Genomic DNA, 13,977 nt, shown 5'->3' with positions numbered 1-13,977 from the left:
CTCAGGACGGCGGAATGCTCCGCTGCCGGCGCAGCGCCGCGACCTGCCGGTACAGCTCGACCGCTTCCGTCCCCCGGCCGAGCTGTTCCAGGCAGTGCGCCTCGTCGTTGCGGCTCGCGAGTACGTCGGGGTGGCCGGCGCCGAGCAGCCGGGTCCGCACCTCGGCGACCTGCCGGTAGACGGTGAGCGCCTCGGCCCAGCGGCCGAGCCAGCCGAGGCCGACGGCGACCTCACGGCGGCTGACGAGGGTGTCCGTGTCGTCGGCGCCCAGGACGCGTGCGCGGATCGCGCACACCTCGCGCGATTCGGCCAGCGCCTCCTCCCAGCGGTCCAGCCGCCCCAGGTTGACGCCCAGTCCGTGGCGGGCGCGCAGGGTCTCGGGGTCCTCGGCGCCGCTGACCCGGGTCCGGTCCTCGACGAGCGCCCGGTACAGCTCCAGCGCCTCGGCGCTGCGGCCCAGCCGGCCGAGGCTGATGCCTACCTCGTAGCGGGCCGCGAGGGTGTCGGGGTGGTCGGCGCCCAGCACCTGCGTCCGGGCCAGGACGACCTCCCGGTAGGTCTGCAGGGCCTCCGCCCACCGGCCGAGGCGGCCGAGCGTGTAGCCGACCTCGTAGCGGGTGACCAGGGTGTCGGGGTGGGTGGCGCCGAGCAGCCGGGCGCGGGCCGCCGCCACCTCGTGGGCCATGCGGTAGGAGTCCTCCAGGCGACCGAGCCGGCTCAGGTTGAACGCCAGGTTGTGGCGGCAGCGCAGGGTGTCGGGGTGGTCGGGGCCCATCGAGCGTTCCCGGGAGGCGAGGACGGCGGCGTAGACCTGGTGGGCCTCGAAGTGGCGGCCGAGCCGGCCCAGTACGTACGCCACTTCCTGGCGGGCCGCGAGGGTCTCCGCGTGGTCGGCGCCCAGCGTTCGCTCGCGGCCCTGGGCGACGCGGCCGAACTCCCGCAGCGCGTCCGACTCGCGACCGGTGCGGCTGAGGGTGAACCCGACCTCGTAGCGGCTGGCGAGGGTGTCGGGGTGGTCGGGGCCCAGCGCGTGCTCACGTTCGGCGGCGACCGCCCGGTGGACCTCGCCCGCCTCCTCCCAGTGACCGAGGCGGCCCAGGTTGAGGCCGGCGCTGTGGCGGCCGGCCAGTACCGCGAGGTGTTCCGGCGAGGGCGCCGGGCGCCCGGTCCCGGCCGTCGGCACGGATCCGGTTCCGGACCGCAGGCCGGTGGCGGTCGTCCACGCACCGGTGAGGCCCGCCGAGTGGTCGGGCAGCGGGAGCCCGTGCGAGGTGCTGCCCGTCGCCTTGATGCCGCTGGTCATGCCCCGGGTCCAGTCGGGCAGCGCCGGCCGGGTACCGGGCAGCCCGACGGGGGCGGGCGGCGCGGGCAGCACCCGGCCGGCGGGCTCCGGGGACGGCTGTCCGCCGGTGCGGCCGAGGGCGATGCGCCGGCGCAGGTCGCCCGCGTCGGCGGGGCGCTGCTCCGGGGTCTTGGCGAGCAGTTCCAGGACGACGCGGTCGAGGAACCCGGGGAGTTCGGCGCGGTGGGTGCGCAGTGACTCGGGCTGGGTGTCGCGGTGTCCGACGAGTACGCCCCAGGCGTCGTCGAGGTCGAACGGCGGTGCTCCGGTGGCGATCTCGTACAGCACGCAGCCCAGCGAGTAGAGGTCGCTGCGGTGGTCGATCTCGCCGCCGCTGATCTGCTCGGGCGACATGTAGTGGGGGGTGCCCATGGCGATGCCTACACCGGTGAGGCGTGAGGTGACGCTGATGTCGTGGCCCAGTCTGGCTATGCCGAAGTCGCAGATCTTCACCGTCCCGTCGGCCAGCCGCATGATGTTGGCGGGTTTGAGGTCGCGGTGGACGATGCCCTGCTGGTGGGTGTAGCCCAGGGCGTCGGCGACCTGTTCGGCGATGTCGACGACGTCGTCGACGGGCAGCGGGTGCTGTTGGTTGTCCTCCAGGAGCTGGCTGAGGTTGCGGCCGTCCAGGAGTTCCATCACCAGGTAGAGGACGCCCTCGTACTCACCGAAGTCGTGGACGACGGTGACCCCGCGGTGCTGGAGCGCGGCGGCGACCCGGGCCTCCCGGCGGAACCGCTCGCGCAGGATGCGGTTGAAGTCCTGGTCCTGCTGGGGGCCCATCGGCTTGAGGCATTTGACGGCGACCTGGCGGCCGAGCGATTCGTCCCGGGCCCGCCACACCTCGCCCATGCCGCCGCGCCCGATCAGATCGAGCAGCCGGTACCGGCTGTGGATCAGCCTGGTTTCCGCCATCCCCGCTGTCGCCCCCGTCACTCCGCCTGCTGTCGCTGCGCCCTCCCCGGCCGGTCCAGTATGGCTGCCTGCCTCGTCAGTCTGTACGGGGTGGGGCGGCTGCCGGGACCCAGCCGCGCCATGGCGTTCAGGATATGGCCCGGCGGGAGCTGCCAGCGCAGCCGGTCCGGGATGCTCCGCAGCACGGTTCCGGCGGTGCGCAGGCGCCGGTCGACGGTGGCCGCCGGCGGCGCGGGTCTGCCGTACAACTCGTGGGCGTACGGGGGCAGCGACTGGTAGGCGAGCGCCGCGACCCGCCGCCACAGCAGGGCGCGCGCGGGTACCAGCAGGGGGTGGACGGGGGGCCGTCGCAGGAAGTCGTCGACGTCCAGCGCCTCGGGTGAGGCGGCCAGCCGGGGCCGTATCCGCTCGAAGTAGGAGGCCAGTTGTGCGGTGGTGGCGGGTACGGCTGCCGGGTCGAGACCGACGAGCCGGGCGCCGCGGCGGTGTTCGTCGATGTACCGGTCGGCCTGCGCGTCGGTGAGCGGGTAGCCGGAGCGCCGTTCGACCTGGAGGTAGGAGTCGGCCTCCGCGCAGTGGACCCAGAGCAGCAGTTCGGGGTCGTCGACGCCGTACGTCTCGCCGGTGTCCGGATCGGTGACCTTGAGGAGGCGGTGGATCTTGCGGACCCGGGCGCCCGCCTTCTCGGCGGCCTCGGTGGTGCCGTAGGTGATGGTCCCGACGAATCCGGCCGTGCGCATCAGCCGGCCCCAGGCGTCCTTGCGGAAGTCGCTGTTCTGCATGACGCCGCGCACCGCCCGCGGGTGCAGCGCCTGGAGGTACAGGGCGCGTACCCCCGCGACCCACATCATCGGGTCGCCGTGGATCTGCCAGGTGACCGATTCGGGCCCGAAGAGCCCGGGGTCGGCTTCCGTCATGTCGTCCTGCCTCCCGCTCTACCGTTCACCTCCGCCGTCGGGCTCTACCGCGCGCCCGCCCCCGCACGGCTCACGGTCCGCGCCAGACGTTGGCGAACGCCGCGTTCTCGATGGACCTGCGCTGGCGCACGGCCTCCAGCTCCATCACGGCGTCGTGGACGATGGCCACAACGGTCGTCACCGCCTCGTCGTCGAAGCCGGGCTCCTCGTCGGCGTCATCGCCCTCGATGCCGACGGCGGATGCGAGGGCGACCAGGACGGGTTCCCGCTCCTCCCAGCGCTCGGCCGCCCGTCGGCGCGCGGGCGTGTCAGCCGCTTCCACACGCTCCGGTCCGAAGGAGAGCCGCCCGCCGCGCTTCGGCGTCAGTTCACCGTCCTCCTCCAGTGCTGCCTGGTACGCGGCCGAGAGGTCACGGCCCCGGCGCCACAGCCAGTCCTCGACCCGCTCGTAGGGCTCCTGCCGGACGAGCGCCGCGACGGCCTCGCCCATGAGCCGGTCGTCCGGCGCCGGCGTCATACCCGGCACGATGCGGTCGCCGTCCACGGTGACCGCCTCCGCCCCGATGAGGTCGATCAGTTCGGCTCCCGCGAGCGCGAGGGACAGGTCCCCCTGTCCGACGGAGTTCTTCGCCCCCGGGCCCGTGGCGATCGTGAACAGGTCTTTCGCCGTGGTCATGAACGGCTCCCCTCGGAGACTTCGACAATGGTGCGCCCCCACCGGGCCGGCCCGCGTCCGGGGCCGGCCCGGCAGCGGGGCGGCTGTCACGATCAGTATCGCTCCCGCCCTCGCGGGGCGGAACGCTTTCGCGGGGCGGTGTCGGATTCCGCCGGTCCTCACATGTGGGAGCTGATCACGCCACCCGCGCTGAGGACGATGTACACGGCGTTGGCGTCGAGCCCGGCATCGTGCTGGTTCGCGTCCATCGTGGCCTCCACCGCGCCCTCGCGGCCGAGGATCTGAGCGCGGTAGTGCAGTTCACCGACCTTGGTGACCTTGGCCGTCCAACCGCCCGCGAGCTTGAAGGTGCCCGGTCCGGTGTGCTCGCCCCCCATCCAGGAGTGGACCTCGCCGCCCAGCGTGAGCACGACGTACATGCCATTGGCGTCGAGCCCGTCGTCGTGCCCCTTCGTCTCCAGGGTGGCCACGACATAACCGTCGCTGACGATCTTTACCCGGTAGTGCTGGGCGCCCAGCTTGTAGATCTCGGCCTTGCTGCCGTCCACCAGGGTCTGGGTGCGGACCGGTGCGGCGGCGCGGTGCGCGACGGACGTCGCTGTCTGCGCGCTGCCTCGCGTGCTGCCCGCTCCGGTTCCGGCGGCGCCGCTCTGACCGGCGGTCAGCGCGACCGCGGCGGCGGCTGCGACGGCCACCAGGCCTGCGGACCGGGCGGTACGGACGGTGCGGCGAAGGAGAGTGGTCATGACGAACCCCCATGGGATACCGGGACTCGGCGCCTGCGGACGCACCTGCTCACTCAGGGCGACCGGCCGAATCCGTTGTGCATTACACCCCGTGAGATGACAGCCGGGCCCGAGTTGTTCATCGAGTCCCTGTCCGCAATTCGTAACAAAGCAACCGGGCACCCCGCCCATCGGCCGCACAGGACTCAACCGGGCGGCCGGCCGGGGCGCGCGGACCCCCCGTCTCAAGGGGCCGCGACGCGCACGGCGGTGACGGCGAAGGTGGTGTAGTCCATCGTGAAGCGACCGCCCAGGGAGTCGATGGCTCCGCCGGCCGCGTCCAGTACTTCGGCCAGCTGATCCGGGCCGAGCCGGGTGAGGCCTCCGGTGGTCGGCAGCAGAGCGAGCCACTGCTCGCGCGTATAGGTCCGGCGCATGCCGAACCGCCACTGCTCGGGCTCCTCGAACCGCCCGGTCCCTCGGAGCACGCCGGCGGACTTCTCGTACGCCGCCCGGTAGAGGGACAGCGGCCGACGGGCGGGACCCGCGTTGAACGGGGAGTCGGGTGCCGCCCGCCGCAAGGCGGCGGCGAAGGGCTCGGCCACCTCGGCCGGCGGCTCGTACGCATGCCCGAAGACCGCCAGCCGTCCGCCCGGACGCAGCAGCCCTGCCGCCTTCACCGCACCCGCGACGGGGTCCACCCAGTGCCACGACTGGGCGGCGATGAGCGTGTCGAAGGTCCGCCCCGCCGGCTGCCAGTCCTCGAACGCCGCGACCTCGACCGGCAGTCCGCGGGCACGCGCGACATCGGCCATCCGCGCGTCGGGCTCGACACCGAGCACGGCGCAGCCCGCCGCCTGGAACTGCCGGGCCGCGATGCCGGTGCCGCAGCCGATGTCGAGCACCTCGGGCCCGGGGCTCCCGGCCACGATCCGCTCGACCAGCGCTTCGGGGTAGCCGGGCCTGGCCCGGTCGTAGCGTTGCGCGTCCACGCCGAACGACTCCGCCATCCGCCGGGCCTCGTGCGGTTCCGCCGGGGAGGGTTCCGGCTGCTCTCGCGGTAGTGTGGGCATGCGCCCACCTTAGTGGGCACGCGCCCACTTAACAACGGATACCGACGGGCCGACCGCAGAGAAGGAGCCGCGAGTGCCGACCGGGGTACACATCCGAGACGCGCGGCAGCAGTTGTTCGACGCCGCCGAGCGCGTACTCCTGCGGGAGGGTGCGCACGGACTGACCAGCCGGGCCGTCACCGACGAGGCGGGCTGCGCCAAGGGCGTCCTGCACCGGCACTTCAGCGACTTCGACGCGTTTCTCGTCGGCCTGGTGCTCGACCGCGCGGCGCGGCTGGAGGGCGAGTCAGCGGCGCTGGCCGGATCCGCAGGCACCGGCACGGTGGCGGACAACCTCGGCAACGCGCTGACCGCTCTCTTCGGCCCGGTCCCGGTGGCGATCATCCCGCTGATCACCTTCCGGGACGAGCTGCGCGCACGGCTGCGGGCGGCGACGCCCGGCGGCGGCATCGCGATCCTGGCCCAGGCGACGACCGCGATCTCCGCCTACCTGGCCGCCGAGCGCGACCTGGGCCGTATCGCGGCCGACGCCGACATCGACTCGCTCACCCTCTCCCTGGTCGGCGGCGGCCACCTGCTGTTCGCGGACCGCAAGCCGGGTCCGCCGGGCCCCGAGGCCGTCGGACGGCTCGTGACAGCGGTCGTCGCCGACGCCGTGCGGCGGCGGCCGGCGCAGGGCGAGTCGTCCGACACCGGCCGTCGGCGGCCCACGGCACTCGGAACGGAGCTCCCGAGGGCATGACCCCGGGCGGCGAGCGCTACGCGCCCGCCGCCGTTCCGGGGCTCTTGCGCCGGCCGGCGTTGAAGCGCGCCTTCTTCTGACGATTCCCGCACGTGTTCATGTCACACCATTTGCGGGTGCGGCTCCGGCTGGTGTCGAAGAAGGCGGCCCGGCAGGTCGGCGACGCGCACAGGGCCAGCCTGCCGTCCCGTTCGCCCGCGATGACGCTGATGGCGTCGGCGGCGATCACGCCGAGGGCATCCTCCACGGAGGAAGCCGGGCCGAGCCGCCACAGGCGCTCGCCCTCGGGCGTCAGGACGGCAGCGGCCCGGCCCGAGGCGCTGCGGTCGTTGATGATCCGCACGGCGGACGCGGGAAGCGCCTCCTGGATCGCGGCCGCTGTCGCGGCGGCGTGGATCGACTCCCGCAGCTCCCGGGCGACGTCGAGCTGGGCACTGGTGCAGGAGTCCACGGCGAGGCCGCTCACCGCCAGCCAGTCGACGAGTCGCCGCGGAACGGGAATGCGCTCGACACCCTCGCCGTGACGCTCGGACAGAGTCCCGGTGAAGCTGGTCGCCAGCACGCTGCCGAGGCGGAAGTCGGGGAACTCACCTTGCATGGAACCACCTTAGCCGGTTGCGGTCCGGTACGGAGAACTGCTAGAACCAGCTAAGCCGGTTCGCGGTGGATCGCGGCCGGTTCCCCGATGGCCAGGAGGTCTCGTGCTCCGTCCGACCGACGACGTACAAGCGTTCAAAGCCCGCGCGACCGACGCCGAACTCGACGGTCTCCGCGCCCGGCTGGCCTCGGCACGGCTGCCGGAGGCCGAGACGGTCCGCGGCGCGGCGCCCGGCCCACGCCGCTGGGAGCAGGGCGTTCCCCTCGCCGATCTCGTCGAGCTGGTGGACTACTGGCGCACCGGGTACGACTGGCGGGCGTTCGAGGAGCGTCTCAACGGCATCGGCCAGTTCCGTACGACCGTTGACGGCCTGGGAATCCACTTCCTGCACCGCCGGTCCGCGCGCACGGATGCCACTCCCCTGGTCCTGACGCACGGCTGGCCGGGCAGCATCGCCGAGTTCGCCGGCGTGGTGGACGAACTCGCGGACCCGAAGGACGCGGACGCGCCGGCCTTCCACGTCGTGGCCCCGTCACTGCCCGGCTTCGGCTACAGCGACAAGCCGGCCGCCACCGGGTGGGGCACGGAGAGGATCGCGGCAGCGTGGGTGGAGCTGATGGGTCGGCTCGGCTACGGCAGGTTCGTGGCCCACGGCGGCGACTGGGGAGGGGTGATCACCACCGTCCTCGGCGGCAGGTTCCCGGAACACGTTCTCGGCATCCACACACTGACCCCGCAGGCACCGCCCGGGTTGACCACGCACGGGCTGACGGCGGCCGAGCGCGAATGGACCGAGGAGACCCGCGATTTCTGGGACGGCCCCCGCGCCGCGTACGCGAAGCAGCAGGCGGCCCGGCCGCAGACCATCGGCTACTCGCTCGTCGACTCGCCGGTCGGGCTCCTCGCCTGGATCCTCGACAAGTTCGCCGAGTGGACGGACACCGGGGACAGCCCGTTCGAGACGGTCTCCAGGGACAGGCTGCTCGACAACGTCACCCTGTACTGGCTGACACGCAGCGGGGCGTCGTCGGCCCGCATCTACCACGAGAGCCACAACTCGCTGGACCCCGCCCTCCGGGTCGACGTCCCGTCGGCAGTCACCGTGTATCCCCGCGACATCGAGAAGTGCCCGCTCCCCTGGGCGCGGGAGCGGTACCGGCGGATCGTCCGATGGAACTCCCCCGGGGCCGGGGGGCACTTCCCGTCGCTGGAGGTTCCCGGGTACTTCGTCGAGGATCTGCGCGAGGGCCTCGGGGCGGTGCTGGCCGCGAACCGGTGAACGCGGCCCGGCGCCCGGCGCCTCCGGCCGGCGGCGCTCAGAACCAGTGCAGGCAGTGCGGGGCACGTTCCGTGCGGAAGAGGCCGTCCGCGAGGGCGGCGGCGCCGGGACGGTGGGTCCGGATGTGTCCGGCGCGCACCAGCGTGCTCGGGGCGATGCCGCCCAGGTAGAGCGAGCTCAGGTCGCGCACGTCCAGCGACAGGTCGGGGTGACGGTCCGTGGGGACGCAGCCGGCCTCGCCGTCGCGGACGGTCAGCAGGTAGCGGCCGTGCTCGCCGAGGAACGGGTCGTCCACGTCGAGGACGAGCTCTCCGTCCGCCGGCCAGCCGCGTGCGGTCAGGGCGCGCGGGACATCGAGGAGACGCACCCACAGCCAGTCGGCGTGATCGCTGACCTCGCCCGCGCGGATGTCGGCGAGTTGCCAGCGCAGCGGGTGCTCGGGCGGGACGTGCCGGAACACGACCTGTGAGACCAGGTCGTGTCCGAGTACGAACCGGGCCAGGGACGTGAAGACCGCGTCGTCGACGGCGACGGTCTCGTCGACGGTCAGCGTGCCGGCGTCACCGGTCGAGTAGCTGGCGTACCCGTCCGCCGTGCCGTCGGCGTCCCGGTGGACGGCGACGTAGCGCGGCGCGGAGGAGACCGGCGGCTGCCCTGCTCCGAGGGCCCACCAGCGGTGCGGCCGCGACAGCGCGCCGGGCTCGGCGCGGCGGTAGCGGTCGTAGACCTCCTCGAGGATTCCGCCGCACTCGGCACGCCGCAGCACCTCGACCGTTCCGCTGTCCGCGCCGGCCGCCGTGCCGGCCCGGGGAGCCGCGGGGGCGGCCCGGTGGCGCGGCACCGTCAGCCGGGTGGTGAAGGTCGCGGGACCGTAGCCGAACCTGCCGTAGATCGGGGCCTCGGAAGCCAGCAGCACCGAGAGGAACTCGCCCCGGGCCCGTACCTCGGAGAGCTGCCGCCGCATCATCGCGCCGAGCACACCGCGGCGCCGGTGCGAGGGCAGGACGCCGACCGAGCTCACCCCGGTGACCGGAACGACGGTGCGGCCGGGCAGGGTGAGTTCGAAGGAGTACGCGGCCGCGGTGCCCACGGGCCGGCCGTCCTCGGACAGGGCGAGCAGGCCCCGGTCCATTTCCAGCGCCGACCACCAGCGTCCGCCGCCCGCGACCGGGGTCTGGGGGAAGTGCCCGAACGCCGTGTGGACCGTGTCGACGAAGACGTTCAGGTCGTCGTCGGTCGTGGCTCGAATCTCCATCGCTGTCGCTTCCTTCTCGAAGTACCGGCACGGTGTGTCATGGGGTTCGTTCACAAGGACGGCGCCGCGTCCGGCTCTTCCACGCGGCCGATGGTCACCGCGCCCCGGAAGCCCTCCGGCGCGATGACCGACATCGCGTCGAGCGACGGGTCGGGCACCGGCAGGAGGTGGGCGTCGACCCAGGTGTCCCCCGTTGCCGCGTTGGCCCAGGGGTCGTCGATCACGACGGCGCCGGGTACGACGCCGTGGCAGAGGACCCAGTGCGGCACGTCGAACCCCTGCATCCGGCCGAGCGAGAGCAGGAGCAGCACGTGCTCACCCCGGCCGACCGTGTCCCGGATCTCGGTCAGGGGGATGCGGCGCGGGTCTACGGGGACGCCGGTGCGCTCCGCGTCCGCCCTGGAGGCGCGCTGCAGCAGGGCACGCCACTCCCGGTCGGTCTCCGGGTAGTGGTCGAGCATCACCGGCCGGCCGGTGTCCAGGTGGACCGTGACCGGGGAGGCGGGCCAGGTCCGGCGCAGGGCGACGCCCAGTCCGACGGGCTCGCACGCGAGGAAGTTGGTGGCGTCGCGCCACAGCGTCAGCTCCGCCTGCCGGTCGAGCGCCTCCCACGCCACCGTCCCCGCGTGTGCCTGCGCGACCAGAGCGGTGACGGCGCCGCAGGTGAAGTGTGTGGACTGCCCGTAGTACGCAGGGGCGGTGCTCGCGCCGTCGCGCAGCCAGCGGACGTAGCCGGTGGCCGGTCCTGCCGCGCCCTGCGACTGGGCGAGCGGTGGGTTCAGTGCGGCGAAGCCTGCGCCGGCGGCGTCCTCGGGACTCGCCGTCCAGCCCTCCCACTTGACCTGCGCGAGCTCTCGGCCGTCCGCGTGGGCGACGACGGCGCTCACGGCTGCCCGTACGTCGCCGACGGCATCGACGATCTTCAGGTAGGCCGTGCCCGGACGTGCCGTGACGAGGGCCGCAGCAGTCCAGTCCCCGTCGTCGCCGGGGACCGCCACGAGGTGCGGGGCGTGTGCGGAACGGTCGACCGCGCGCCAGCGCTCCGACACCTCCTGGCCGGTCAGCGCCGCCAGCGGGGCAGGCGGGCTCTCCGGTTCGTAGGGGACGACGACGCTCTGCGCGGGTTCCTGACGGGGTGGCATTTTGGTGCTCCTGGTGGCGGGTCGGAGAGGACGGGGGGAGAGGGGCGGGGGACGGACCTGTGGGCGCGGTCCCGTCCCCCGTCCCGGGGTCATGCGCGTGATTTCCGGAGCACCCACACGAAGTACGGTGCGCCGACCAGCGCGATCATGAGGCCCGCCGGCACCTGGGAGGGGGCCACGACCGTGCGGCCGAGGGCGTCCGCCACACACACGAGCACTCCGCCGAGCAGCATCGAGACGGGGATCGCCCGGCCGTGCCGGGCACCCACCAGGGAGCGGGCGAGGTGCGGGGCGACGAGCCCCACGAAACCGACGACGCCGACGGCGATCACGCTGAGCGCCGCGAGGACCGCGGCGATCGCCAGGGCGGTGAAGCGGGTCCGCTCCACCCTGACACCGACGATGCGGGGGGTGTCCTCGTCGACGGCGAGCAGGTCGAGGCGGCCGCGCATGGACAGCAGTACGGGGAGCGCGAGCGCCAGGGCGATCGCGACCGGGACGACATCGGAGAACGTGCGGCCGTAGGTCGTGCCGGAGAGCCAGGTGAAGATCCGGGGCGTGTTGTACGGGTCCGCGCGCAGCAGGAGGAAGGTGGTGACGGCGCTGAGGCCGTACCCCATGCCGATGCCGATCAGGACGAACCGGTCGGGCAGGAAGCCGCCGCGCCAGGCCAGCAGGGCGATCACCGCGAACGTGGCCAGCCCAGCCGCGACCGCCACTGCGATGAGTACCGGCCGGCCACCGGGCAGGCCGGAGGTCGCGATGCTCGCCGCGCCGAGACCGGCGCCCGCCGTGATGCCGAGCACCCCGGGTTCCGCCAGCGGGTTGCGCACCGAGCTCTGCACGACGCAGCCGGCCAGTCCGAGCGCCGCGCCGGCGGCGATCGCGGCGGTCACGCGCGGGACCCGGTCGTCGAGCGCCTGGCCGATCAGGTCCGGGGCGGCGCCCTGGAGCCACAGCACGAGGTCACCGGTCCGCAGCCAGAGGCTGCCCGCCAGGACCGCCGTGAGGGCGGCTGCGGCCAGCAGTACCACCGTGCCGGACGTGACGAGGAGGAAGGCGCGGCGTGAGCGTACGGCGACCCGCGCGCGCGGTGGCCGGCTGACCCCGCCCGTGTCACGCAGCCGCATCGCGAGGACCACGATCACGACGCCGCCGAGGAGCGCGGTCGGCACGCCGGTGGGGATGGCGGCGGCACCGTCCGCGCCCTGCACGGCGCGCAGGGTCGCGTCCGCGAGGAGGACGAGCAGTGCGCCGAGCAGTCCGGCGGCGGGGATCAGGAGCAGGTGCCGGCGCAGCGCGCGGACCCGTCCCGCGATCAGGCGGGCCACGACGGGCGCGCCGAGGCCGACGAAGCCGATCGGGCCGGCGAGGGTCACCGCCGTGCTGGTCAGCAGTACCGCGCAGATCACCGCGGTCACGCGGGTGGTGCGGATCGGCACACCGAGGGTGGCGGCGGTGTCGTCGCCGAGGTTCATCACGTCGAGCCGCCGGGACAGTGCCAGGGCGACGCACAGCATGACGGCGATGAGGGGCGCGGCGCGCAGCGACGCGTCGATGTTCAGCTGCGCGAGCGAGCCGCTTCCCCAGGCGAAGAGACCGGTCGTGTTCTGGTTGAACAGGATGAGGAGCATCCCGGTCGCGGCGTCCAGGGCCATCGCCGTCGCGGATCCGGCGAGGATGAGTCGGGTGCCGGCGGTGCCCGCGGCGCGGCCCGCGAGGAGCAGCACGAGTGCCGCCGCGACGAGCCCGCCGGCGAACGCGACGGCGCCCGACGCCCACAGCGGGACGGTGAGGCCGAAGGCGGCGACGAGCGTGAGGGTGAAGTAGGCCCCGGACGTGACCGCGAGGGTGTCCGGCGAGGCGAGCGTGTTGTGGGTGACGGACTGGAGGAGCGTGCCGGCGCAGCCGAGGGCGAAGCCCACCGCGACGCCCGCGAACAGGCGCGGCAGGCGCGAGCCGGTGAGGATCTCGCCGACGGGCGCGCCGTCCTCGCCCTCGTGTCCCCCGGCGAGATGGCGCAGCAGGTCACCGACGCCGACGCCCGAAGTCCCCTGTGTCAGGTGCCACATGCCGACCAGGACGGTGGCGGCGAGGAGGAGCGCCAGGACGGCCGCCCCGGCGGGGCCGCTGCCGCGACCGGCGGCCGGCAGCGGCCCCGCCCCAGGTGCCGCTGTGCGTACCGCGCTCACTTCTTGTCGAGCACGTCGACGTACGCGTCGATGGCCTGCGCGCAGGAGCGCGGACCGCCGGCGCCCCAGACGCGCGCCGGGAACGCGTGGGCGCGGCCTTCCTTCACGGCCGGGAGCTTCTTCCAGATCGGGTTCTTGGCGAGCGCCGCGACGTAGCCGCCGGCGCCGTCGTCGTTCGCGTAGAACAGGTTGGCGTCGCCCACGCCGGTGAGTCCCTCGACGTCGGTCTGCGCGAGGCCGTAGGCGGCGTCCACGCCTCCGTCACCGTGTTCCTTGTTGACGTCGTTGGTCCACGCCGGGGTCATGCCGAGTTCCTTGCCTATCTCGGTGAACAGGGCGCCGTTCGCGTAGGGGCGTACGGTCAGGTTGCCGCCTTCGAGCCAGCCGTCGAAGAAGAGGAAGTCCTTCGTCGGCAGGTCCGCCTCGGTGACCTGCCGCTTCGCCGTCGCGAGGTGCTCGTCGAACTCCTTGAGCACCTGGTCCGCCCGCTCCGTGCGTCCCGTCGCCGCACCAATCATGCTGAACACCTTCCGCATGTTCCCGATCGGGTCCTTCGGGTCCGCACCGCGCGTGGCCATGACGGGGACGCCCCGCTTCTCCAGCTTCTTGATCATCTCGTCCTTGGCGTCGAAGGCCTCCACGACGATGAGATCGGGCTTGGCGGCGTACAGGGTGTCGAGGTCGGGCTCCTCGCGGGTGCCGATGTCCGTCACGCCGCCGGGCAGCTTCTCCGCGCTGGTCCAGGTGCGGTAGCCCTTGGCGTCGGAGACGGCCGCAGGGGTGACGCACAGCGTCAGCGCGTCCTCGACCTGCTGCCATTCGAGGACCGCGATCCGCTCGGCGGGCTTGTCGAGCTTCACCTGGCGGCCGACCCCGTCCTTGAAGGAGACGGGCTTTGTCGAGGGGGCCGTGGTGTCCTGGGCGCAGTCCTTCGACGCGGGGGACGCGGCGGCGCTGCTGCCCGCCGTCGCCTTGTCGACGTCGGTCGTTCCGCAGGCCGCTGCGGCGAGCAGGGCGAGCCCGGTCGAGGCTGCGGCCGCCAGGCGACGGGCACGGTTCATGAGGGTTCCTCTTTCACAGGTGACGGGTGGCGACGCGGAGATGGCGCGTCGGCGTTTCGG

At 73.4% G+C, this 13,977-nt stretch carries 12 protein-coding genes; 2 read left to right on the top strand and 10 right to left on the bottom strand.

Annotation, left to right across the window (positions count from 1 at the left end; all coding sequences use genetic code 11):
• Position 1: 1 nt before the first annotated feature.
• From EDD93_RS31735 to EDD93_RS31715, 5 genes are all read right to left on the bottom strand, one after another.
• The gene (locus EDD93_RS31735) at positions 2-2,257 is read right to left on the bottom strand and encodes a serine/threonine-protein kinase (RefSeq protein WP_123529043.1); all 2,256 of its coding nucleotides are present in this window, start codon (positions 2,255-2,257) and stop codon (positions 2-4) included.
• Positions 2,258-2,274: 17 nt separating this feature from the next.
• Positions 2,275-3,174, bottom strand: a complete 900-nt coding sequence (locus EDD93_RS31730) for an oxygenase MpaB family protein (RefSeq protein ID WP_123529041.1) — start codon at positions 3,172-3,174, stop codon at positions 2,275-2,277.
• Positions 3,175-3,244: 70 nt separating this feature from the next.
• Positions 3,245-3,850 carry a GPP34 family phosphoprotein gene (locus EDD93_RS31725; protein ID WP_123529039.1) on the bottom strand — a complete coding sequence of 202 codons (606 nt, stop codon included), beginning with the start codon at positions 3,848-3,850 and terminating at the stop codon, positions 3,245-3,247.
• Positions 3,851-4,008: 158 nt separating this feature from the next.
• Entirely contained in the window at positions 4,009-4,596 is a 588-nt protein-coding gene (locus tag EDD93_RS31720; protein WP_123529037.1) for a hypothetical protein, read from the bottom strand.
• 224 nt (positions 4,597-4,820) lie between these two features.
• Positions 4,821-5,648, bottom strand: coding sequence for a class I SAM-dependent methyltransferase (locus tag EDD93_RS31715; RefSeq protein WP_123529035.1), 828 nt, complete (start codon positions 5,646-5,648; stop codon positions 4,821-4,823).
• 73 nt (positions 5,649-5,721) lie between these two features.
• On the opposite strand from EDD93_RS31715, the gene EDD93_RS31710 reads away from it, so the two are divergent.
• Complete coding sequence (locus tag EDD93_RS31710; protein WP_123529033.1) at positions 5,722-6,390, top strand: TetR/AcrR family transcriptional regulator; 669 nt, start codon at positions 5,722-5,724, stop codon at positions 6,388-6,390.
• A gap of 16 nt (positions 6,391-6,406) precedes the next feature.
• Here EDD93_RS31710 and EDD93_RS31705 read toward each other — a convergent pair whose 3' ends face one another.
• Positions 6,407-6,988 (bottom strand): ABATE domain-containing protein, encoded by a 582-nt coding sequence (locus tag EDD93_RS31705; protein ID WP_123529031.1) that lies wholly within the window; start codon positions 6,986-6,988, stop codon positions 6,407-6,409.
• A gap of 103 nt (positions 6,989-7,091) precedes the next feature.
• Between EDD93_RS31705 and EDD93_RS31700 the strand changes: the two genes are divergently transcribed.
• Positions 7,092-8,267, top strand: coding sequence for an epoxide hydrolase family protein (locus EDD93_RS31700; protein WP_123529029.1), 1,176 nt, complete (start codon positions 7,092-7,094; stop codon positions 8,265-8,267).
• 37 nt (positions 8,268-8,304) lie between these two features.
• On the opposite strand, the gene EDD93_RS31695 is transcribed toward EDD93_RS31700, so the two are convergent.
• The 4 genes from EDD93_RS31695 to EDD93_RS31680 form a co-directional block, all read right to left on the bottom strand.
• Entirely contained in the window at positions 8,305-9,522 is a 1,218-nt protein-coding gene (locus EDD93_RS31695) for a GNAT family N-acetyltransferase (protein ID WP_123529027.1), read from the bottom strand.
• Positions 9,523-9,572: 50 nt separating this feature from the next.
• A complete protein-coding gene (locus EDD93_RS31690; protein WP_123529025.1) occupies positions 9,573-10,664 on the bottom strand; it encodes a peptidase C39 family protein in 1,092 nt (363 codons plus the stop codon).
• Between the two features lie 89 nt (positions 10,665-10,753).
• Entirely contained in the window at positions 10,754-12,856 is a 2,103-nt protein-coding gene (locus EDD93_RS31685; RefSeq protein ID WP_123529024.1) for an iron ABC transporter permease, read from the bottom strand.
• Complete coding sequence (locus tag EDD93_RS31680; RefSeq protein ID WP_123529023.1) at positions 12,853-13,917, bottom strand: iron-siderophore ABC transporter substrate-binding protein; 1,065 nt, start codon at positions 13,915-13,917, stop codon at positions 12,853-12,855. The genes EDD93_RS31685 and EDD93_RS31680 overlap by 4 nt, the downstream gene beginning before the upstream one ends.
• Positions 13,918-13,977: the final 60 nt, after the last annotated feature.

It is taken from the genome of Streptomyces sp. 840.1 (assembly GCF_003751445.1).
In the GTDB taxonomy this organism is placed as follows: domain Bacteria; phylum Actinomycetota; class Actinomycetes; order Streptomycetales; family Streptomycetaceae; genus Streptomyces.
This window is presented reverse-complemented; position numbering and strand designations above follow the sequence as displayed.